Source organism: Bifidobacterium sp. (assembly GCF_022647885.1).
Classification (GTDB): domain Bacteria; phylum Actinomycetota; class Actinomycetes; order Actinomycetales; family Bifidobacteriaceae; genus Bombiscardovia.
The window spans coordinates 1364732-1385632 of the sequence record NZ_JALCLM010000001.1 but is presented as its reverse complement, the minus strand read 5'-3'; the positions used below and the strand labels follow the sequence as shown (position 1 = coordinate 1385632).

The 20901-nt window shown below is 46.7% G+C and carries 20 protein-coding genes and 1 tRNA gene; 11 read left to right on the top strand and 10 right to left on the bottom strand.

What is annotated here, in order from left to right; all coding sequences use genetic code 11:
* The first annotated feature begins 84 nt into the window (after window positions 1-84).
* On the top strand, window positions 85-405 hold the full coding sequence (locus tag LKI20_RS05980; protein ID WP_291771547.1) for a DUF3017 domain-containing protein: 321 nt from the start codon (window positions 85-87) through the stop codon (window positions 403-405).
* On the opposite strand, the gene LKI20_RS05975 is transcribed toward LKI20_RS05980, so the two are convergent.
* Window positions 355-1377, bottom strand: a complete 1023-nt coding sequence (locus LKI20_RS05975) for an MIP/aquaporin family protein (RefSeq protein ID WP_291771544.1) — start codon at window positions 1375-1377, stop codon at window positions 355-357. The genes LKI20_RS05980 and LKI20_RS05975 overlap by 51 nt on opposite strands.
* Window positions 1378-1522: 145 nt before the next feature.
* Between LKI20_RS05975 and LKI20_RS05970 the strand changes: the two genes are divergently transcribed.
* From LKI20_RS05970 to LKI20_RS05955, 4 genes are all read left to right on the top strand, one after another.
* On the top strand, window positions 1523-2296 hold the full coding sequence (locus tag LKI20_RS05970) for a pseudouridine synthase (RefSeq protein ID WP_291771540.1): 774 nt from the start codon (window positions 1523-1525) through the stop codon (window positions 2294-2296).
* Window positions 2293-4422, top strand: coding sequence for a bifunctional cytidylate kinase/GTPase Der (gene der / locus LKI20_RS05965; protein ID WP_291771536.1), 2130 nt, complete (start codon window positions 2293-2295; stop codon window positions 4420-4422). The genes LKI20_RS05970 and der overlap by 4 nt, the downstream gene beginning before the upstream one ends.
* 327 nt (window positions 4423-4749) lie before the next feature.
* Window positions 4750-5427: an SGNH/GDSL hydrolase family protein gene (locus LKI20_RS05960; RefSeq protein WP_291771534.1), complete on the top strand. Its 678-nt coding sequence runs from the start codon at window positions 4750-4752 to the stop codon at window positions 5425-5427.
* Window positions 5428-5738: 311 nt separating this feature from the next.
* Window positions 5739-6965 carry a cobalamin-independent methionine synthase II family protein gene (locus LKI20_RS05955; RefSeq protein WP_291771532.1) on the top strand — a complete coding sequence of 409 codons (1227 nt, stop codon included), beginning with the start codon at window positions 5739-5741 and terminating at the stop codon, window positions 6963-6965.
* A gap of 340 nt (window positions 6966-7305) precedes the next feature.
* Here the strand turns inward: LKI20_RS05955 and LKI20_RS05950 are convergent.
* Window positions 7306-7379, bottom strand: a tRNA-Pro gene (locus LKI20_RS05950).
* A gap of 237 nt (window positions 7380-7616) precedes the next feature.
* Between LKI20_RS05950 and LKI20_RS05945 the strand changes: the two genes are divergently transcribed.
* From LKI20_RS05945 to LKI20_RS05920, 6 genes are all read left to right on the top strand, one after another.
* Window positions 7617-9047, top strand: coding sequence for a UTP--glucose-1-phosphate uridylyltransferase (locus LKI20_RS05945; protein WP_291771529.1), 1431 nt, complete (start codon window positions 7617-7619; stop codon window positions 9045-9047).
* Window positions 9048-9183: 136 nt separating this feature from the next.
* Window positions 9184-11121, top strand: a complete 1938-nt coding sequence (locus tag LKI20_RS05940; RefSeq protein WP_291771526.1) for a helix-turn-helix transcriptional regulator — start codon at window positions 9184-9186, stop codon at window positions 11119-11121.
* Window positions 11122-11133: 12 nt separating this feature from the next.
* Entirely contained in the window at window positions 11134-11454 is a 321-nt protein-coding gene (locus LKI20_RS05935) for a hypothetical protein (RefSeq protein WP_291771524.1), read from the top strand.
* A 117-nt stretch (window positions 11455-11571) separates the two neighbouring features.
* A complete protein-coding gene (locus tag LKI20_RS05930) occupies window positions 11572-14172 on the top strand; it encodes a DEAD/DEAH box helicase (protein ID WP_291771521.1) in 2601 nt (866 codons plus the stop codon).
* A 120-nt stretch (window positions 14173-14292) separates the two neighbouring features.
* Window positions 14293-14640 (top strand): RNA polymerase-binding protein RbpA, encoded by a 348-nt coding sequence (locus tag LKI20_RS05925; RefSeq protein WP_291771518.1) that lies wholly within the window; start codon window positions 14293-14295, stop codon window positions 14638-14640.
* Between the two features lie 60 nt (window positions 14641-14700).
* The gene (locus LKI20_RS05920) at window positions 14701-15420 is read left to right on the top strand and encodes an HAD hydrolase-like protein (protein ID WP_291771515.1); all 720 of its coding nucleotides are present in this window, start codon (window positions 14701-14703) and stop codon (window positions 15418-15420) included.
* Between the two features lie 289 nt (window positions 15421-15709).
* Here the strand turns inward: LKI20_RS05920 and LKI20_RS05915 are convergent, their stop codons facing one another.
* The 8 genes from LKI20_RS05915 to LKI20_RS05880 form a co-directional block, all read right to left on the bottom strand.
* Window positions 15710-16378, bottom strand: coding sequence for a MerR family transcriptional regulator (locus LKI20_RS05915; RefSeq protein WP_291771512.1), 669 nt, complete (start codon window positions 16376-16378; stop codon window positions 15710-15712).
* Between the two features lie 97 nt (window positions 16379-16475).
* The gene (locus LKI20_RS05910) at window positions 16476-16919 is read right to left on the bottom strand and encodes an FHA domain-containing protein (RefSeq protein WP_291771510.1); all 444 of its coding nucleotides are present in this window, start codon (window positions 16917-16919) and stop codon (window positions 16476-16478) included.
* A gap of 5 nt (window positions 16920-16924) precedes the next feature.
* Window positions 16925-17815: a DUF881 domain-containing protein gene (locus tag LKI20_RS05905; RefSeq protein WP_291771508.1), complete on the bottom strand. Its 891-nt coding sequence runs from the start codon at window positions 17813-17815 to the stop codon at window positions 16925-16927.
* 7 nt (window positions 17816-17822) lie between these two features.
* Window positions 17823-18155 carry a small basic family protein gene (locus tag LKI20_RS05900; RefSeq protein WP_291771505.1) on the bottom strand — a complete coding sequence of 111 codons (333 nt, stop codon included), beginning with the start codon at window positions 18153-18155 and terminating at the stop codon, window positions 17823-17825.
* A gap of 2 nt (window positions 18156-18157) precedes the next feature.
* On the bottom strand, window positions 18158-19141 hold the full coding sequence (locus LKI20_RS05895) for a DUF881 domain-containing protein (protein ID WP_291771503.1): 984 nt from the start codon (window positions 19139-19141) through the stop codon (window positions 18158-18160).
* Window positions 19134-19748, bottom strand: a complete 615-nt coding sequence (locus LKI20_RS05890; protein ID WP_291771501.1) for a CDP-alcohol phosphatidyltransferase family protein — start codon at window positions 19746-19748, stop codon at window positions 19134-19136. The genes LKI20_RS05895 and LKI20_RS05890 overlap by 8 nt, the downstream gene beginning before the upstream one ends.
* 4 nt (window positions 19749-19752) lie before the next feature.
* A complete protein-coding gene (gene hisG / locus LKI20_RS05885) occupies window positions 19753-20604 on the bottom strand; it encodes an ATP phosphoribosyltransferase (protein ID WP_291771499.1) in 852 nt (283 codons plus the stop codon).
* 29 nt (window positions 20605-20633) lie between these two features.
* Window positions 20634-20897 carry a phosphoribosyl-ATP diphosphatase gene (locus LKI20_RS05880; protein ID WP_291771497.1) on the bottom strand — a complete coding sequence of 88 codons (264 nt, stop codon included), beginning with the start codon at window positions 20895-20897 and terminating at the stop codon, window positions 20634-20636.
* Window positions 20898-20901: the final 4 nt, after the last annotated feature.

The window sequence follows — 20901 nt, the reverse complement described above, 5'->3', positions numbered from 1 at the left end:
AGATTGTAAGGTACGATCCCTCTACAGGTATAAGTGTTCTCTGCTATAGACGATGCAGACATTCTTTTAAGGGAGTTTCCTTCAATGGACAGTCAGGAATTTGACAAGCACCATGACGCTGAACCAAATCATCCTTTTGTGTCCGAAAGCCGTGAGGGTAATCCAGCATTTGAGTGGGCAATAGCCATATCAGTTGTGGTTAGCGCAATTATTGCTTGGCTTGGATATCAAATGGCTGCGACGGGAATAATCTCCGCCGCAGCCATTATCTCAGCATTATTGCGATTGATACTGCGCGAACGCAGCCCTTGGAAGGTTCGATCAGTCGCGTTCGATTCTTTTATCGGCCTCGCCTTAGGCCTTGGTCTCCTCGTTACTTACTTCAGCATTCGCTTGCTGCTCTGAATCCACGTCGTCAGCAACATTAGCTGATACATCAGCTGCAACATCATCAGTCGAATCCTCTACGGCATTGTCGTCAGATGCATATTCAGGTGTTTCAGAGGTATAGACAATCTCGTCAGCTATGACATCGTCAGCGTCTTCGTCATCCTCTGCTGAAGCAATAGTGCTAGATGCTACAGACGCCTTGACCATATTGGTGAGAATAAGTACCAAAGCCACAATAGCCGCTGCTAATATTGGGCAGATCCAAAATACCCACAGCTGTTGCAGTGGTTCCTGTGACAAGCCCTTGTTTTGAGCAAAGATAGCAATACCTGTTGAACGTGCTGGATTCAGTCCGGCTCCAGTAATTGGGAACGTTATCGCTGCGGCAATACCGTATGCGATGCCGGAGTACAGTACGTGCCGCTTATCAGCACCACCATGATTATTTAGTGTGGTGACTACAGCACCTACAACAATCAGACCAGCGATTATCTCGAGGATAATTGCCATGGTTACACTGAAAGTAATGCCTGCCTGGGAGAGCATGCTGTTTGAAACAGAGCCCTTTTCAAAACCATTAACTGCAGAGGTCAACCACATTGACGATGTTACTGTGGTTGATGTGGGAAGGAATCCAACCACAATAGCTGCGGATGCAATAGCTCCAAGTACCTGAGCAATCAAGTAGAAAATACCTTCAAGCCAGCCGAGCTTGCCGGTGAATACTGCTGCGATGGTGACAGCAGGGTTAAAATGTGCTCCAGAAATACGCCCAAAAAGTGCACTTCCTGCTGCATAGGCAAGTCCGGTGGCCAGTGCTACAAATAGCACGCTTGCACCGTAAAGTACTTGGCCTAATGTGCCCACAATATAGAGGGCGAAGGTTACGAGAAAAGTTCCCGCTAGTTCTGCGCAAACTCGAATCACCATTTGTGGAGTAAAAATTGCTTTTGACACCTTGGTATTGGAGGTTTGATTACCTGTCATGTACACGTTCCTTTATTTACGTGATGGGGTTAAGCCCGTGAACGATTGTCATAGTACCAGTCGAAGGTCATGCTGTACTATGAACGAGTCTAGTGTTACCAGACAACATTTAATACAAGCTGTATACGGCCACGTTGGGAGAACGATGCCTCATTCATATTCCCGCGCTACTAAGGCGCATGAAGATTCAGCAAATGCTATTCGCTTGCAGAAAGTCCTAGCCCAAGCGGGCTTCGGATCACGACGCAAATGCGAACAAATCATCACCGAAGGTCGTGTCGAAGTCGACGGTGAGTTAGTTACTGAACTGGGATCACGTGTGGATCCTACTAGTCAAAAAATCCGAGTCGACGGTTCACGTATACATATCAATAACCGTCACATCACCCTCGCTTTGAACAAGCCTAAGAAAGTGCTCTCAACGATGGACGATCCAAAGGGTCGTTTCACTTTACGAGACATCATCGGTGACAAATACGAACGCGTATTCCACATGGGTCGCCTGGACTATGACTCTGAGGGTCTTATTCTGATGACCGACGATGGTGAGTTATCACAACATGTAATGCATCCTCGGTATGAAGTTGCGAAAACGTATATCGCCACACTTGAAGGGAAAATTGGCGGTAACGTGTGTCGCAGACTGGTCACACAAGGCGTGCGTTTGGATGACGGTCAAATTTCCTTAGATCACTGCGCCATAATCGACCAAAGCCGCGAACACACCATCGTGAAGGTTGTGCTGCATTCAGGTAAAAACCGTATTGTCCGCAGAATCTTTGGTGCCATTGGTTTCCCTGTTACCAGATTAGTGCGTACACAAATTGGACCAATTAAACTCGGCGATGTCAAACCGGGTTCATTTAGAGTGCTGTCTTCCACCGAGGTGAAATCTCTCGAAAAGGAGGTTGGGCTATGATTACTGTTGCTATTGATGGCCCTGCTGGAGTCGGGAAATCAACCGTTTCAAAAGCCTTGGCCAAACGTTTTGGATTTGCATATCTAGACACCGGTGCTATGTATCGTGCATGCACTTGGTGGTGTTTAGATCAAAATCTTGATCTTGATGCCGAAGATGTTAATGAACAATTAATAACAGAAACTGTCGGAAACTTCTTTACTGAAGGTCATTTCGATATTGGTGTCAACCCTGATAATCCCACTGTACTTGCCGATGGAAGGGATATCACAGAGGAAATCCGAAGCCAAGAGGTTTCTTCGCATGTCTCTGTAGTTTCTAGCATCATACCGGTTCGCAATGTGCTCATAGCCGCTCAACGTGCCTATATAGCCAGCGAATCAGGCGAAGATTCTTATTCAGGGGGAGAGGGCATCGTTGCCGAAGGGCGTGACATCACCACTGTTGTTGCCCCTGATGCTGATGTACGCGTATTGCTAACCGCTCGCGAAGACATTCGTGCTGCAAGGAGAGCAGGCCAGACCACGGAAGGTATTGGAGAGGATGATGTTCAGGCACGCGATGAAGCTGATTCGAAGGTAACCAGTTTTCTTACCGCAGCAGAGGGTGTCACAACCGTCGATAATTCCAATCTGAACGCCGAGCAAACGTTACAAGCACTCATCACACTGGTCGAAGATGCTATCGAGAAGAAGTCCTACGAGGAATATGCAGCAAATCTCGAAGGCTATGAACTTGAGGCAGAAGATCGCTCATTGCTTGAATCTGACGGCAGTGCATCAAGTGAAGATACCCGACGTGCTCAGCAAGTTGGTGTATTAGCAATTGTTGGTAGACCGAATGTCGGTAAATCAACATTGGTTAATAGAATTCTTGGGCGTAGAGCTGCAGTAGTTGAGGATACTCCTGGAGTAACGCGTGATCGTGTGGGGTATGATGCCGAATGGTCTGGCCACGATTTTCGTTTAGTCGACACCGGTGGCTGGGAATCAGATGTGGAGGGCATTGAATCCGCAATCGCTTCTCAGGCTCAAGTAGCAGTGAGACTTGCTGATGCTGTGGTACTGGTCGTCGATGGACAAGTTGGGCTGACTGCCAGTGATGAACGCATAGTACGCATGCTCAGAGCCTCTGGGAAACCTGTATTGTTGGCTGTTAATAAGGTTGATGACAGCTCCGGCGAATACATGGCTGCAGAGTTCTGGAAGCTCGGTATGGGTGAGCCATATGCAGTTTCAGCAATGCATGGTCGTGGTATCGGAGAATTGCTTGATGCTGCTATATCATGTCTTTCTTCTGCTGAAGCTACTTCTGGATTTTTGACCCCTACGGGTCTTCGCCGAGTGGCATTAGTTGGACGACCTAATGTGGGAAAATCCTCTCTGTTGAATCAATTGGCTCACGAAGAGCGCTCTGTTGTCAACGAATTGGCAGGAACCACTCGTGATCCGGTGGATGAGGTAATTGATATAGCAGGGGAGGACTGGCTCTTTGTCGACACCGCGGGCATTAAACGTCGAATGCACAAAGTTTCTGGTGCTGACTATTATTCAAGTCTACGCACGCAAGCAGCAATAGAACGTTCCGAACTTGCTCTTGTCCTGTTTGACTCATCACAACCAATATCCGATCAAGACTTGAAAGTCATGAGTCAGGCCGTCGATGCAGGTCGTGCGATTGTTCTGATTTTCAACAAATGGGATCTTCTTGATGACTTCGGACGACAACGCCTTGAGCGTCTATGGGAAACCGAATTTGAACGTGTAACCTGGGCACAACGTATCAATCTTTCAGCAAAAACAGGCTGGCATACCAATCGACTGCTCGCCTCGATGGAAACCGCTCTGCAGTCTTGGGACAAACGTATTCCTACAGGTAAACTCAATGCCTTCCTTGGCAAGATTCAAGCGGCTCATCCCCATCCACTTCGCGGCGGCAAGCAACCTCGCATTCTTTTTGCCACTCAAGCGTCAAATCGCCCTCCACGTTTCGTTATATTTGCTACGGGATTTTTGGAGCACGGTTATCGCCGATTTATTGAACGGTCACTTCGCGAAGAATTTGGCTTTGAAGGTACTCCGATTCAGATATCTGTAAACATCAGAGAAAAGCGTAGAAAGCGCTAATCTCGATTTATCAATGCAGCTGCACAATATGGCCGGTAATAGGGCCCACTCAAGTCCCTATTACCGGCCATATTGTGCAGTGATTTTAAGCACTGTGTACCTTGACGTATGACGTTTCTATGGAAGCTATGCAGATTAATAGTTAAGATGAATTCCTCGACGAAGAGTATATTCAGCGGTGCAATGAAGCGCACACAGCAACAACCAGATTCCCACATTAATTAGGGCATGAATTGCAGAACCATGAATAGAAATGTATTGAAACACTAGTCAGATTGCACATTCAGCTTTACGTATTGTGTAGCTCACCCAGATAGAAGGAACGTCATGCTCATTTTCCCAAATCATTCAAGAATTGTATTCGTCGGCGACTCGATAACAGATGCCGGTCGTGATCGCAGTGCTGAACCCGGCGGCTGGGGTTTCGGGCAAGGTTATGTAAACCACGTACATAATTTGTTGACTGCTGTTTATCCTGACAAGAATTTGATGACTATAAACTCAGGTGTTGGCGGAGACGATATCACGCAGATGGAGCAACGGTGGCAAAGTGATGTATTGGATTTTGAACCAGATTTCGTTTCTGTAATGATTGGTGTTAACGATGCCTGGCGCCATTTCGATGGCACGCTTTGGCAAGCACCTACCCACAATGAAGAAGAATTCGAGCTTATATACGACCGCTTGTTGAAGCTCACACGATCTAAACTGCCAAAGTTACAAGGTCTTATCGTTGTCAGTCCCTTCATGTTTGAGACAAATCACCACGAAAGCATGCGCGCTATGGTGGAAAGCTTTTCCCAAGCAGCTCAACGTGTTGCGAACAATAACCAGGCTTTATTCATAGATATTCAGGCAGATATCGATCATTTCCTCACTAGACAACATCCTTGCATAGCCAGTGCGGATCATGTACATCCCAACGAACGTGGTGCCATGATCGTCGCCCGATCATGGCTACGCGCGACTGGCTTTGACTGGGAGAGAGATAACTTCGACAATTGATGATTCAATCAGTGGCTGAGCTATCTCAATTATCTAGCTATGCACAACTGGCAATTGTTATGGTCGCTCATCACTTACTCCCATGCCGAGGCGTATATGCGACATCAGCTGTGATGCAGCGGGTTATATCTGTCATCCTCACAGTCTGATGGTCTGTTGACATCAGCGTGCACGCAAATGTGTACGCTGACTTCTCAGCATTTCATCTAGTCGGCTATAAGTATCGCGGACATTCAACGGTGCAGATTCGCTAGCAGCACATCGTGAACAACTTTGCATAACGATCAGCAAAACGCTTTATTGTGGGATGTATGTTACATAACGATGATCACATACTAGTCTCCCATGCGGGAAGCCTCCCACGTAGCAAACAACTCATCGAAGCTAATGCTGCTCGGCAATTTGCTGAGGATGGTTTTACCCTCAAGCACACTGAAGAATTCGATGCTCTTGAAACAGCTGCCGTAAATGAGGTGGTGCAACATCAACGCGAGGTTGGAGTTGATATCCCCAATGATGGTGAGTATGGCAAGGCCATGAGTTCTTCCGTTGATTATGGTGCTTGGTGGAACTATATTTCTCAACGTGTTTCAGGCCTTCGTATATCAAAGAATGATCCTTTCGACGCAACACCTGTGAGGAGCACACCAGGTCACCCGCGCTACACTACCTTCCCTGATCGTCGCGATTGGACGCGCTTCCATGATGTTTACAATGATCCAAACAGTGGTGTTCTGGTAGGTAAAACAGCCACGGTCTACCCAAGCGTTGTTGGTCCTTTACACTACATCGGTTTTGATGCGGTTAATGAGGACATCAGAAATTTGAAAGCCGCACTGGGAAGCGAAAACTTCCCGACTGGTTTTATCACGGCTGTGTCGCCTGGCTCTGCAGCACGCGTCGGCAATGAATACTACAACAGTGACGAAGAGCTACTATTCGCCTGGGCTGATGTGCTCCACGAGGAGTATAAAGCCATAACTGATGCAGGCTTGGAACTTCAGATCGATGATCCTTCGATTGCTGAGGGTTTCGACCAGATTAATCCTGAACCTTCTATAGAGGATTATCTCAATTTCATCCAGCCACGCATTGAGGCAATGAATTATGCACTTAAGGGCATCCCCGAAGAGCAGGTCCGTTTCCATGTCTGCTGGGGGAGCTGGCACGGTCCGCATACGACTGATATCCCCTTCGAGGCAATCATTGACAAAGTACTGCAAATCAATGCAGGCGGATATACCTTCGAGGCAGCCAACGTGCGTCACGAACATGAATGGCGTGTGTGGCAGGATCATAAATTGCCTGAAGGCAAGGTCATCATCCCCGGGGTGGTTACCCATTCGACCAATGTGATTGAGCACCCACGCCTAGTAGCGGATCGCATTGAGCGCTTCGCAAAACTGGTTGGAAAAGAGAACGTCATCGCATCAACAGACTGTGGCCTCGGTGGACGCGTTCATCCACATATTGCTTGGGCAAAGCTAGAAACACTTGCCAAAGGTGCAGCATTAGCATCGCACGAGCTTTGGGGCTAAAAATAGCTTCACATTCAAACCTGAAACTGTGAAAATAGGCACGGCAAAATCCATGATTAAACGGATTGCCGTGCCTATTTTCACAGTTTCAGCAATGATATGTTCGCTGTCATGCGACGCTTCTCCGATGGGGGTGCGTGCTTCGGAAAGATACTGGACGCAAGATAGTGTTTCTGCAATGTCTAACAATGTCTAACAAAATCAAAAACAGGCGAAACCCAACACTGCTAAGTCGTTGGAATTTCAGCATTTTAGAAAAAGAAAACCAATGCGTGGTGATTAACTTGCGAAGTGCGCATCGATACAATCGCACACTGCCAAAATCATCTGCGATGATTTGTCGGGCCAGCGAGATTTGAACTCGCGACCCCTTGACCCCCAGTCAAGTGCGCTACCAAGCTGCGCTATGGCCCGACGGTGCATTGAAGCACCGAGAGAATAAGCTACCACAAGTCGTGGATTTTTGTTAATTCAGCATTGTTCTCTAAAAAACCTTGAGATCGTAGCTTCATATCGAACTCGTTGTAACTTCAGCGATAGCACATTGTTATTAATACGATGCCCAATCATGAGCCTGTAAATAGGCTTGAAGTCGACATAAACTGTGGAACCGCTAGACTAGTGAATATTGTGTCTGGAAGGAGACCGATCATGGGCGACGCTGTTTTTGAGCAATCTGCCGCTAAGATGCGCGAACGAGAGATGAGCGAAGTAGCGATATCGCAGTTCGAACGACTCTATGAAGCGTGGCAGCTTGATGAGTCAGGGGATGCTATTAGTGAGCATAATGTCAAGCCTCTGACCAATATTCCTTCAGTACGTGATGTCCACGAAAGTATTGATGCTGACAAAGCTCTTGAGGCATTCTCGAAAACTGCCTTCCTTAAACTTAATGGAGGTTTAGGCACATCTATGGGTCTTGAGGGTGCCAAGTCGATGCTGCCTGTAAGAAGACACAAAGCACGCCAAATGAAATTTCTAGATATCATTCTCGGCCAAGTCTTGACAGCACGAAAAAGACTGGAAGTTCCACTTCCTATCACCTTCATGAATTCCTTCCGTACCTCAGCGGATACTAATCGTGTATTGAAAAAAACAACAGCGTTTGAACAATACAAGGTGCCCGTTGAAATCATTCAACATGTTGAGCCAAAAATATTAGCTGATTCAGGAGAACCAGTTAAGTACCCTGAAAATTCTGAATTAGAGTGGTGCCCGCCAGGACATGGTGATGTTTTCTCAACGATTCATGAATCAGGACTGCTTGATAAGCTTCAAGAGCAGGGTATTGAATATTTATTTATTTCAAACTCCGATAATCTTGGGGCTCGTCCTTCTCGAACCCTCGCAGGCCACTTCGCCGAATCAGGTTCCTCATTCATGGTAGAGGTTGCTAAGAGAACCAATGCCGACCGTAAAGGTGGGCATATCGTTGTCGATAAAGCCACAGGCCAACTATTATTGCGAGAAATGAGTCAAGTTCGCTCTGAAGATAAGCGCGCTGCCACGAATATCAAAAAACACCCATATTTCAACACCAACAGCATATGGGTCCGTGTAGATGCACTGAAACAAAAGCTTGAAGAATTTGATGGGGTGCTCCCGCTCCCTGTGATTTGCAATGAAAAGACTGTTGATCCTAGTGACAGTAAATCCGCTAAGGTGATCCAGTTAGAGACAGCGATGGGCTCAGCGATTAATCTTTTTGAAGATGCCACATGCATAGAGGTTGATCGTATGCGATTCCTTCCAGTGAAAACCACTGACGATCTTCTCATCATGCGCTCTGACAGATTCCATCTCACAGACTCCTTCGAGATGGAGGATGGAAACTATATCTTCCCGAATGTTGAACTCGACGAACGATATTACAAAAACATTAATGATTTCAATGAGCGGTTCCCATATTCGGTTCCTTCGCTAGCAGCAGCAAATTCTGTCACGATCAAAGGTGACTGGACTTTTGGACAGAATGTTTCCATGTTTGGCGATGCAGTACTGGAAGATTTGGGGCACCCGTCTTATGTGCCTAATGGTGAGTTTGTGGGACCACAGGGTGTTGAGCCCGATGAATGGTTGTAGACTCGTTCAGCCGCACAAGAAAATGGCTCGAATATTCAGTAAATATGCAGTCAAAGCGGCAAAAAGCATCTATCATAGATAGGGTGCGCAGCATTACGCACTGTTAACTTGGGATTTTAGTGATACGCGAGGACTAATGGCAGAGGGAACGAATGGCAGGCGACGGTTCTCCGATAAGTGGGGAAAACATGAATTGGATGTTCTTGCAGTGTTGTCTTCCGCTTTTCCCCAATGGCTTACCTCTCGTCAGATAGCGCAACGAGTAAAAGCTTATGCGGATTCTTATGGGGAATTAGCAGATCAAGCTGCAAAGGCGGCTTTTGCAAAACAATTCCAACGCGATAGAGCCAAGCTTGCTGCAATGGGAATTGCCATTGAATCGAGACAACCTGAATACTCTTCAAAATCAGAGGGACAGGATTTTGCTTCATACCGTTTGCAGCTCGGTGATGAACCCAGAGTCAGGCTCCGCTTCGATCTTGATGATTTACCAGTTCTTGCTGCAGCAAATTATCTAGCTCGATCTATTTCCATGTCTCAGACAGCTGAGCAACAAGTACATCAGAGCTCACGCACAACGCCTAGAGTTCCACAAATTCCTATTCCTGGACTAGGACTGGACTCTATAGCTCCCGGGCTAGGTACACAAACCATTCCAGATGCTTTACAAAGAGTCATTGACTCTCGTCGTTTTGCGGCAACTGTGGATGTTGATGGTGAACATATTAATGTTGCTTATACGGATTCTGACGATCTAGCAATGTTCGTGCTAGAACATCCTGGTTCAACGATTATTAGCCCGCGTGAAGCTGCTGATGCCTTCCACCGTAGACTTGTGGCAGCCACAAAATTCGAGGAAGCTTCTCACACTGGTTTTGATGACCAAGAGCAACCCTTGGTAATGAGTGACCGTGACCAAACTCCTGACCACGACGTCACCGAGAATGAGGATAATCTTGCACAGCGAGCCAACGCATCATTCCAAACTGGTTCTGAAGTTGACCGTCGTCTGCGACTGATGCTGTTCTTATCCGCCCATTTGGGTGAAGAGTTCTCTTTGGCGGAATTGGCTGAGCGTTTCGTGGGGAAGACTCGTAGCGACGACGAACTCAAGCGCGCTATCAATGTGATTCACAAAGACATTAATACACTGACGACTGTTTCTGATGACGGGGAAATGGCCGGAAGTCAATTCTTTGACATCGATTGGTCGCTTCTAGACACTGAGAATATTGTTTCCGCTACTAATTCGCTCGGTCTGGAGCGACTTGCTGGTGTTTCTCCACAGTATCTGAGTCTTATCACCGCATCTGTAAGCTACCTAGCTCATTCACCATTGCTTCCAGATGAGTCTCGAGCACAGGCTGATTCCTTATATAAGCGTCTCAGGCAACATGTTGAACCTGGTGAAACACCATGGCTCAGCCTGACTGGTTATGAGATGGAGCCAACGAGCTTCACCGTAGTTAAGCGTGCAATCGATACTGCTTCACTCCTTGATATGGAATACACCGATGGAGCAGGAAGAACTCGCCGCAAGATTGTAGCTCCTGCAAAAATTTATGTTGATGAGGGCGTGTATTACGCCGCTGTTTGGACCAATATTGGCGATGCTATTAGCGAGAGTCAGCGAACAGAACCAGATGTTAATGGCGTAGTGCCGCTCAATGGCAACAGCAAAAGCTCTTCAACGACCGATGCTTGGCAGATGCTCAGACTTGCTCGAATCGAGCGTGCTGAACTGGTTACGCCATTGCACAAAGTTGAGTTCCCCGATGCTCCGATTAGTGAACTGCGCAAATGGAGTTTCGACAATGGAACAGCGGCCATGTTCATTACGGATAAGCCCGATTTGCCATTTACTGAATCTTTACCAGGAGCACGTACTGAAGCACATGGCAACGGTGAAAAGGTTCATCTCACCGTATCGTCAGATTCTTGGTTTGTTGCTTTCTGCATCTCTCACGCACGTCACATCGTGGCAGTTGCGCCTGGCACATTGCGAACGATGATTCTTGCTCGAGCACGAAGAGAGTTGAGCCTTGAGCAGGAAGTTACCCTGGTCGACGATTAAAAAGGAGACACTATGCCTTGGTGGATCTGGTTGGTGATCACCATAGCTATGTTCGTGATATTAGGAATCGGGATATGGTACGTTATTACTCACGCTTTGCGAGCATTAGCTAAGGTTTCAGATGTAGGTGCGGCAGCGGGGGAGAAGCTTTCTGCTCTAAATCTTTCACCCAGTGACAACACAGGTATTCATGAAGCTCCACTGTTCACACAACCTTTAGAAGTGGCCACAGAACGCTATGCAGAAGCGCATTCACGGGTTGTGGAACGTAAAACAAATAAGCGAATCGCACATATGCGGCGCTGGGAACGGTGGAAGCATTTCAACGATTAAGATCTCTATAACTTCGGTAATTTTCATCGATCGCGATACCACCAGAGTCAGTAATATGCATAAGTCTTGTGAGGCAGCGCATATGCTAGAACATTTCAGCGGGGCAATAACTTCACTATGAGTAATCACCATAACGACGCCGCATCCGATCAACATCAGCTCAGTCCTTCGCAACGCTATGCAGCAGCGCGGCAACGACAAGCACATATGAAGAGTGCCGCCTTCCGTTTCACACAGACTTTGCCTTTCGCCTTGGATGATTTTCAACTCCAAGCCATGAATGCGCTCGAAGACGGTAATAACGTGCTTGTCGCTGCTCCTACAGGTGCAGGCAAAACTGTGATTGCGGATTTTGCTGTATTTCTGGCGCAGGAGCGCAATGTTAAAGCATTTTATACCACACCTATAAAAGCTTTAAGCAACCAGAAATACCATGACCTAGTTGAAGTTTTTGGTGAGCATAGAGTCGGATTACTCACGGGGGACACCTCAATTAATTCTGAGGCAGATATCGTTGTCATGACTACCGAAGTCCTTCGCAATATGCTCTATGAACAATCATCCACTCTTCACGCGCTACGCTATGTGGTGCTGGATGAGGTCCATTTTCTGGCAGATCGATATCGAGGTCCCGTCTGGGAAGAAGTGATCATTCATCTTCCTCAATCTGTACGAATTATTGGCCTATCCGCCACTGTTTCTAATGTCGAAGATTTTTCTTCATGGATTGAATCTGTTCGCGGGACAACGACATTAATTGTCTCTGAGCGCAGACCAGTACCTCTTGAGCAACATGTAATAGTGCAAGCTGGCGACTCAGATGAACCTGAACTTTTCGATTTATATAGAAGAAATGCAGCTCAGCAATCGACGCTTAAGCTCAACCCTGAACTTGTCAATCGTCTTGAACAAATGGATCGCAATGCACACAGACGAGAAAATCCGAGGAAACGCTCACGATTCCAATCTCGTCATCCACATACCGCATCTCCGCGTAGTGGTGTAGACCGCCATGTTCCCAGACGCTGGGCAGTAGTAGATGAGCTCGATTATTTTGGTATGCTTCCGGGCATTTACTTCATATTCTCTAGGAATGGTTGCGATCAGGCAGTTGAACAATGCTTGAATGCAGGATTAGAACTCACCAGCGATAACGAAGCCAGAAAAATCAGGCGAATAGTCGATGAAATGGTTGATGGGCAGCTCAGTCGTGATGACTTGAAAGCGTTGCATTTCAGTAGATTCCGATTTGCTCTCGAAGAAGGCTTTGCATCACACCACGCAGGAATGGTGGCACTGTTTCGTCATATTGTCGAACGACTGTTCGATGAAGGATTAATCAAGGTTGTCTTTGCCACCGAAACTCTAGCTCTCGGTATAAATATGCCAGCACGTTCCGTGGTAGTAGAAAAGTTAGAGAAATTTGACGGAACAGGCCATGTAGCACTAACCCCGGGGGAGTTCACCCAACTCACCGGACGTGCTGGAAGACGAGGCATCGATACCTTAGGGCATGCTGTAGTAGTTGACCATAAAGGGTTTGTGCCTTCTACAGCTGCTGCACTGTCTAGCAAACGAGTGTATCCCTTACACTCAAGCTTCAAACCTACCTTCAATATGGCTGTCAACCTCTTAAATACCAGTGACTACGAAAGTTCAAGAATTACTTTGGATCATTCATTCGCTCAATGGGAAGCTAATGAATCTGCTTGGCAGCTTGAATCTGAGATGAACACGTTACGTGCAGCACTACAAGGCTACGAAGATGCTTTCAAATGTGAATACGGCGATTTCAAAGAGTTCATGACACTACGTATGCAACTCTCAGATGCCCAGAAAAATGGGCGTCGCGAGCTTAAACACCAGCTATTTTCAAGTCAGCAAGAACGAAGCCGCGCTTTCCAACAGCTTGATAAACGAATTGCCACGTTAAAAGAGCAGGAAAAGGAACATCCTTGTCGCTCATGCCCAGATTTACAAACACACCTGAAATGGGGACACCGCTGGGCCAGAGAACAACGAGAGCTTGATCGTATCAGCAGACGCTTCGATTCTCGTACAGGTTCTGTGGCACGTCGCTTCGACAAAATTTGCGGAATCTTGCAAGAGCTTGGTTACTTGACTCAAAAGCAACAATCATCTGTTTCCACACCCACGACTTCACCCTCGCAGACCGTGGATTTTCTGCTAACAGTTCGCGGACAATTGCTGCGACGCATTTATAGCGAACAAGACTTGATTCTTGCACAGATTCTGCTGAGTGACACCTTACGTGAGCTGGATCCACAAGAATTAGCCGCTGTGCTGTCATCAATGGTTTATGAATCACGTAGAGGCGAAGGCGGTGCACCACGACAATATCCTGGAGGCCCAGAAGGTGTCCTCATGCATAGTGTCGAAGCAATGACTCGAATCTGGGCGCAGGTCAACACGCTCTGTGAGGACAATGGTCTTGAACCTTCTCAAAGCCTAGACTTTGGTATCTGCGACATTATGTATCAATGGGCAGGGGGAGAGGAACTTTCCTCAATTCTGCAAGATCGGGAGATGACAGGTGGAGACTTTGTCAGAAACGCTAAACGACTCGCAGACATCCTCAGTCAGATTGCCCAAGTCGGTGCATATCTACCAGAGAGTAATAGCGAATTATCCCATACCGCTGTTGTCTCTGCAGACCTGATTAACCGCGGGATTGTTGCATATTCTGGTGTTGACTAATCTTCATGTGGCGTATGTATTCGTGTTATTAGCAGAAATATAAAGGTTCTTGATGCCAAGGAATAAACTTGACGTCCCAGCTGTTTTGTAGTTTGGATAAGTACAATTTGAGGAGGCAGTATGGCCGAGCGCAGTTTGCGTGGTATGAGTATCGGTGCAAAATCATTGGAATCCGACGATAACGTCGATTTTGCAGCGCGTATGGACGTTGCGTACATATGTCCTAAAGGACATAGAACGATTCTTCCATTCGCTGAAGGAGCCGAAATACCTGACGAGTGGGAATGCCGTTGTGGCACCATCGCCAAGCGCGAAGGTGAGCACGACGCTGAAGCTGATGAGATTTCTAAGCCAACAAGAACACACTGGGATATGCTACTTGAGCGCCGCAGCGAAGAAGAGCTCACCACGCTGCTAGAAAAGCGTCTCAAAATGCATCACGATGGTTGGATTCCTGATTACGAATAAGACTACGGCATAACGCCATTTGTCACATCACAAGAGACTGGATGCAGGGGGATTAGAACAATGACAGATTCAGCACGACAAGTGGTATTGCTCGACTTAGACGGTACATTAACTGAATCCGCCCCTGGCATCATCGCATCAGTTAAACAGACACTTAGCGATTTACACCAACCCATTCCAGACGAACAAGAGCTCAACCGCTTTATAGGACCAGCAATCAGTGAGTCACTTCATCGTAATGGACTCCAAGGTGAAACACTGCAGAAAGCTGTTACACTCTACCGCCGGTACTATTCAGAAATCGACTTCTTTGCGGACCCCTTAGATAATAAGCATCTTGTACCTGGATGCTTGGTTAATTCTCTGTACCAAGGAATTCCTCAGCAGCTTGAACTCCTGCGCAAAGCAGGATACGAGCTAGCCGTCGCAACATGTAAACCAGAATATCAAGCCTTACCAGTGTGCAAACACTTTGGCATAGATCACATGGTTGACGGCATTTATGGAGCCAGCAGAGACAACAGCCGCATCAACAAAGATCAAGTAATACGGTATGCCTTCGAGCATCTTGAATTCAACCATGCCAACGGAGATGTTGCTGTGATGGTCGGCGATCGTTGGACGGATGTCGACGGAGCAATTGCTGTTGGACTCGATGCACTTGGGTGCGCCTGGGGCTACGCAGAACAAGGCGAACTCAAACAGCACGGTGCATACGAGATTATCTCTCACGTTGATCAACTAGAATCGACTGTGAAAAAATACTTTGTCACACACTAAAAAGATCGTTTAACACGAGCGGCACAGTGAAATACATAATATTCGCTGTGCCGTTTGTTTATAGAGAAGATTTGAAGTAAGCCGATAATGTACGTTATGTCAGATTCCATCTGACATAACGCCGTGTGGTTATATCGCAAGGAACACCAACTTGCTGACATAACCACACGCGATACACAGCACCATTCCACATAACGCCGTGTGGTTATATCGCAAGACAAATACCTTGCTGACATAACCACACGCGATACACACACATAATTTGCGAAATGAGTAACTTGTTCCTTGGTTACGCTCTTTCGCGCTCGGAGCGTTGCTCTTCTAGATGACGCCGCATACGTAATGCAGTCAGTTCATCAATCGGCCGACCAGCTGGTTTGCTGTTTGTCCCACGGCGTATTTCAACACAATCTTCGTCCTGAAGCGATCGTTCCATCTGATGCCACAAAGATCCGACAGAAACAGCAAAAACTGCTTTGCCGGTACTCATCATTGCAGAAATCTGCTCAACATCAGTGCACTCACGGACGTCTGAACCATCACACATGATGGTTACGCTTTCGAGCTGCTCCGAATCCTTGTTGAGCAAATACCCAATAGCTGTAGTGACATTTTGAAGATTAACGCCGGCATCGAGAAGCTTCTTCGAAACTGCGAGAATAACGATATCTTTGAATGAATACAGTCTGCGTGAACCTGAACCATGAGAGGGATTAATTGAGGGTTCCACAATCTGCTTACGTGCCCAATAATCCAATTGTCGGTAAGTAATACCAGCAACCTGGGATGCAACAGTCCCCCTGTATCCACGCACAACACCGTCAGATTCTTCTGCGAGGCCAAACAACTCACCCTGGACAGCATGTTCGGCACCAAGATCACTACGTTCCTCCAAGGGAACATATAGCTGTAAATATGAGTTATCGTTATCTTGCTGCGTGTGCTGTGCTGCTGTCATCGATTAGCCTCTCCAATACCGAACCCCATTGCATGCTTCAACAACTCTTGTACATGCAATTCTTCAAAGTAGTTTCAGTCTAGCGCGGCCTTGTGAATCAGTTGGAAGATACAACAGCGGATTTCGTGAAGAAAACTAGTCGGAATTTTCCGACCATAATTTCATCGCCATTGTGTAGAAGAGCATCATCTACACGCTCACGGTTAACATAAGTTCCATTCAAACTTCCAGCATCAATTACATGGAAATTATTTTGTACTCTTCTGAACAGAGCATGAGCCCTTGAAACAGTTGAGTCATCAAGCAAAATGTCAGCATTGGGATCTCTGCCTACCGTTACCTCATCCTCGTCGAGGAGATAGCGTGAACCTGAAACAGCGCCACGGGTAGAAATCAATAAAGCTGTACCTTCGGAAAGCTTAGCTATAGTTTCAAGGTCATCCTGTGACAAAGGACGGTCTGCAGTAGTCACTACGGGTATATGCAATGCTGGCATACCAATGATGGTTGTTTCGCCAGCTGTTGGAATCGGATCAGTCATAATTGTTATTCTACCGTTCTTGCATATTGATATTGCTGAGGCTGTCGAACCTCGTCAATTTTGACACTATCTGTCTGTACAACATTCACACTTGCGTTAAAAGTGACCTTCAACCTTGAGCCCACTCCCCCAGCTATTTGAATAGCATTTTGCAAATCTGAAGGGTTACCGATTGCTTTAATCGTATATGGACTAGAGAACTGATTCCCATCAACAATCAAACCATTTTTTGTATCTTTGATATATGTGGAGGTCACTACACGTGCTGAATTGAAGGATATAACCTCCGCACCAGCATTGCGCAGCTCCTCGATAAGAGTAAACATCGTCGCCGCATCGACATGCTTATCACGCTGGGACACGCTAATAGTAACGCCCTTCCCCTCAGCTGGAAGCCTGCCGGAAAGAATCCCACTGGTTTGGGCATTCTGTTGCGCTATCTTTTCCGCTTCCTTCTGTTTGTCAGCAGCTGATTGAATTGACGTGAGCTGTCGATTAAGTTCATTACGCCGTTGTTCAAGCTTATCCACTTGTGTGCTGGTCTCATCGAGCACGCGCACAAGCTCATCCTCACTTAAGGACTCATATGAAGATGATGTATTGCGAACTTGAACTACATACCCAAAACCCAGCAAAGCGCATAACAAACCCACTAAAACACTGGTAACAATTCTCGCTCGTTTGGCATTCACACTGGCCGAACGTGAAGGACGTTTACGCACCATCGGAAACGAACCAGTGTCGGTATTGTCGCTGCTGTGATGTCTACGACGCCTATCGCGACGTGACCTTGCCTCACCACGGTATTCTGCATCGTCAAATCTCTGAGAGTTCTGATGCTGCTCAGCATTGCCGTGAGGACTCTCTTCTTCATGAGGTGCGCTGTGCTCTGTCATAAGACCACTATCCTCTAAAGATAAATCTACGTATCGAAGACACGTTCGAGAAGATTCTGATTCCCAACACCACAATAACTGCAGTTTGTAGTTGCGAACCGACACCAAGCTGATTGCCCAAGAGCACCAACAAGGTTGCCGTAATCACATTCGACAAGAACGATATAACGAATACTTTGTCAGAAAAACTTCTCTCAAAAAAGGAACGCGCTGCGCCTAGCAACGCATCCAGCGCTGCAACCACCATGATGGGAAGATATGGCTGTAGCACAATAGGGATATCCGGTTGGAGAAATATTCCTCCCACGACACCTACTATCAGACCAAGAACTGCTGCCATACCTATTCCTCTCTTTTGGCGTAGGACAGATCTGGAGAACCTGCTGCATCCATGGTAATAGAATCCTTGCTAGATACCTGAGGATAAATTCCGGCCTGTTTCAGCGTCGAGAACAAATCCCCCTCAGTATCCGAGCTCATAGCTTTCTTAAGCACATCGCGATTGCCTATAGCCTCAATCGTATACGGGCTTTGAACCGACTCTACACCCACCAAAATTGTTGATCCCGCGGTCCGTACTGACGTTTGCACGCCAACCCGGTTTCCGTTAATGGCTATTGCCTCTGCACCAGCAGCCCAAAGCTTAGAAACGAAGGTCTGCAAATCTGTGTCCGAAACAATTCGTATATGAGAAGTATCCGACTGCCCTGTAACGCTCGAATCGTCACCATCGTCCGCAGCAGCAAGCGGATCAGTTAGGGTCACCGTAATCCCAGGTCCTTCAACCGATGTGCTGCCGTTGAGAATATTCTCTCTGCTGACAACAGCACTTTGACCACTGCCACCTACTTCTGTTGAAAGCTTGTCTATTTGTGCGCGCAGATCATCAACACTGTTTGACAGCACATCCGAACGGGAAGACGCTGATTGAATTTGAGCAATTAATTCTTCACGAACCTTCTGCCTAGTGTCCTGATGAAGATCCTTAATAATCAAACAGCCAGCAAAGCCAACAGCGAGGGAAATCAGAAACACGATTATTCGACCTGACCATACAGAGAATCGTGAACGATGACCATTTGGAGTCAACAAAGCATCTTCAAACATAGGATCCATAGGTCTGTTGGTCAGATCATCAATCAAACGCAACGATTCATCAGCGAGTTTGCGCCTACGAATATTACCTGTAAGAGGGTCCTTCGACTCATTACCAACGGTATTTTGGACAATAGAATAGACAGAATTCGAAAACACCGCGCGCCTGTGAACCGGTACCCTGTCAGGAGATACCTCGAAGGATAGCGGTAATGGAAATTCCTCATTCATGCAAAGAATCATCCTTGATTAGTCTGACACCTTGAATGATATATAACACCCCAGCAAACCAATACAGAACCACGCCCCAAATTACTGCTGCCATAGCAATGAGATGCAAGATGCCGAAGAAATGCGTTTCTTGGAAATCGGCAAGTATAAGCGCAGGAATTGCGAGCATTAACATCGCCGTTCCAGTCTTGCCTGCATAATGCACTGGAAGTGGCCCATAACCATGCTGCGCCAAAATGAGTATGAGGATGCCCATAACCAAATCACGCAAGCCAACCACAGTAAGCAACCACCACGGCAGAATATGCGCAAAACCTAGCGCTACAATCGTGCACAAAATCAACAGTCTGTCAGCGATAGGATCAAGTATCTGACCCACTCGACTCACTTGGTTGAATCTTCTGGCAATAAAACCGTCAACGCCATCGGATGCAGCAGAGAGCACTATCAGTACCAAAGAAATCATGAGATGACGTTGTGACACCAATACCGCAATTACTGGAATGGTGAGAATTCGCAACACACTAATCGCATTGGGAATAGTCCACAACACATTCTTCGGTTCAGGACTGTACTCGTTGTCTGTGCTTGTTTCCGGCGTATGCATATTCTCACATTCTCGATGCCTGGAGTGCAGTAACAATGATTGCCCTTGCACCAATGTCATAGAGTCGGTCCATGAGGTTATTCACCTCTTGCTTAGGCACCATAGCGCGCACAGCGGCCCACTGCTTATCGTGTAAGGATGACACTGTTGGAGATTCAAAACCTGGAGTAACACCTACAGCAATGGCGACCTTGTCCACTGGAATGTCGTAATCCATCAATACATAACGCTGAGCTGTCAGAACTCCTTGAAGTCGGCGACTAAGAACAGTGAGTCTGTCATCCTCAGTTGACATACGTGGGGATCTGATCAAAATTGCCTCTGAATGCAAAATCGGATCACCAAAGATACGCAAACCAGCATTTCTCAAAGTAGTCCCAGTTGACACAACATCAGCAATGAGGTCAGCTACACCCAAGTGAACTGACGATTCAACTGCACCATCCAAATGAATGATGTCAGCAGAGATGCCATGAGATTTAAGATAATCATCAACGAGTTTGTCAAAGGAACTCGCCACGCGTTTACCGTCGATATCTTTCAATTCTTTGATATCAGAATCATTAGGAGCAGCAAAACGGAAGGTTGAAGCTCCAAAACCTAGCTGCAAATGCTCAACCGCTTTGGTCCCTGAATTGAGCAACAAATCTCTTCCGGTTACACCGACATCAACTGTTCCTCTTCCGACATACACTGCTATATCAATTGGACGCAGATAAAACAGCTCAATATCGTTGTCAGTATCTTCGACGACCAGTTGTCTTGGGTTGCTCCGTAGACGGTATCCAGCCTCGGAAAGCATATTCCATGCTGGTTCAGAAAGCATGCCTTTATTAGGCACAGCGATTCTTAACATCTCTTCTCCTCAGTAGATGGATGTATCAATCACAGATATCGGTATACATCCTCGAGACTAATACCTCGGTCAATCATCATGACCTGGAGATGATATAATAACTGGCTCATTTCTTCTGCTGTACGGTCAGCACCTTCATACTCAGCAGCAATCCAGGTTTCTCCGGCCTCTTCAACTATTTTCTTTCCAATAAAATGTGTGCCTTTGCTGAGCTCATCAACAGTTAGTGAGCCTGCTGTCTTGCTGTTAGCCTTTTCTGAGAGCTCTGCAAACAGTGAGTCGAATGTCTTCATACTA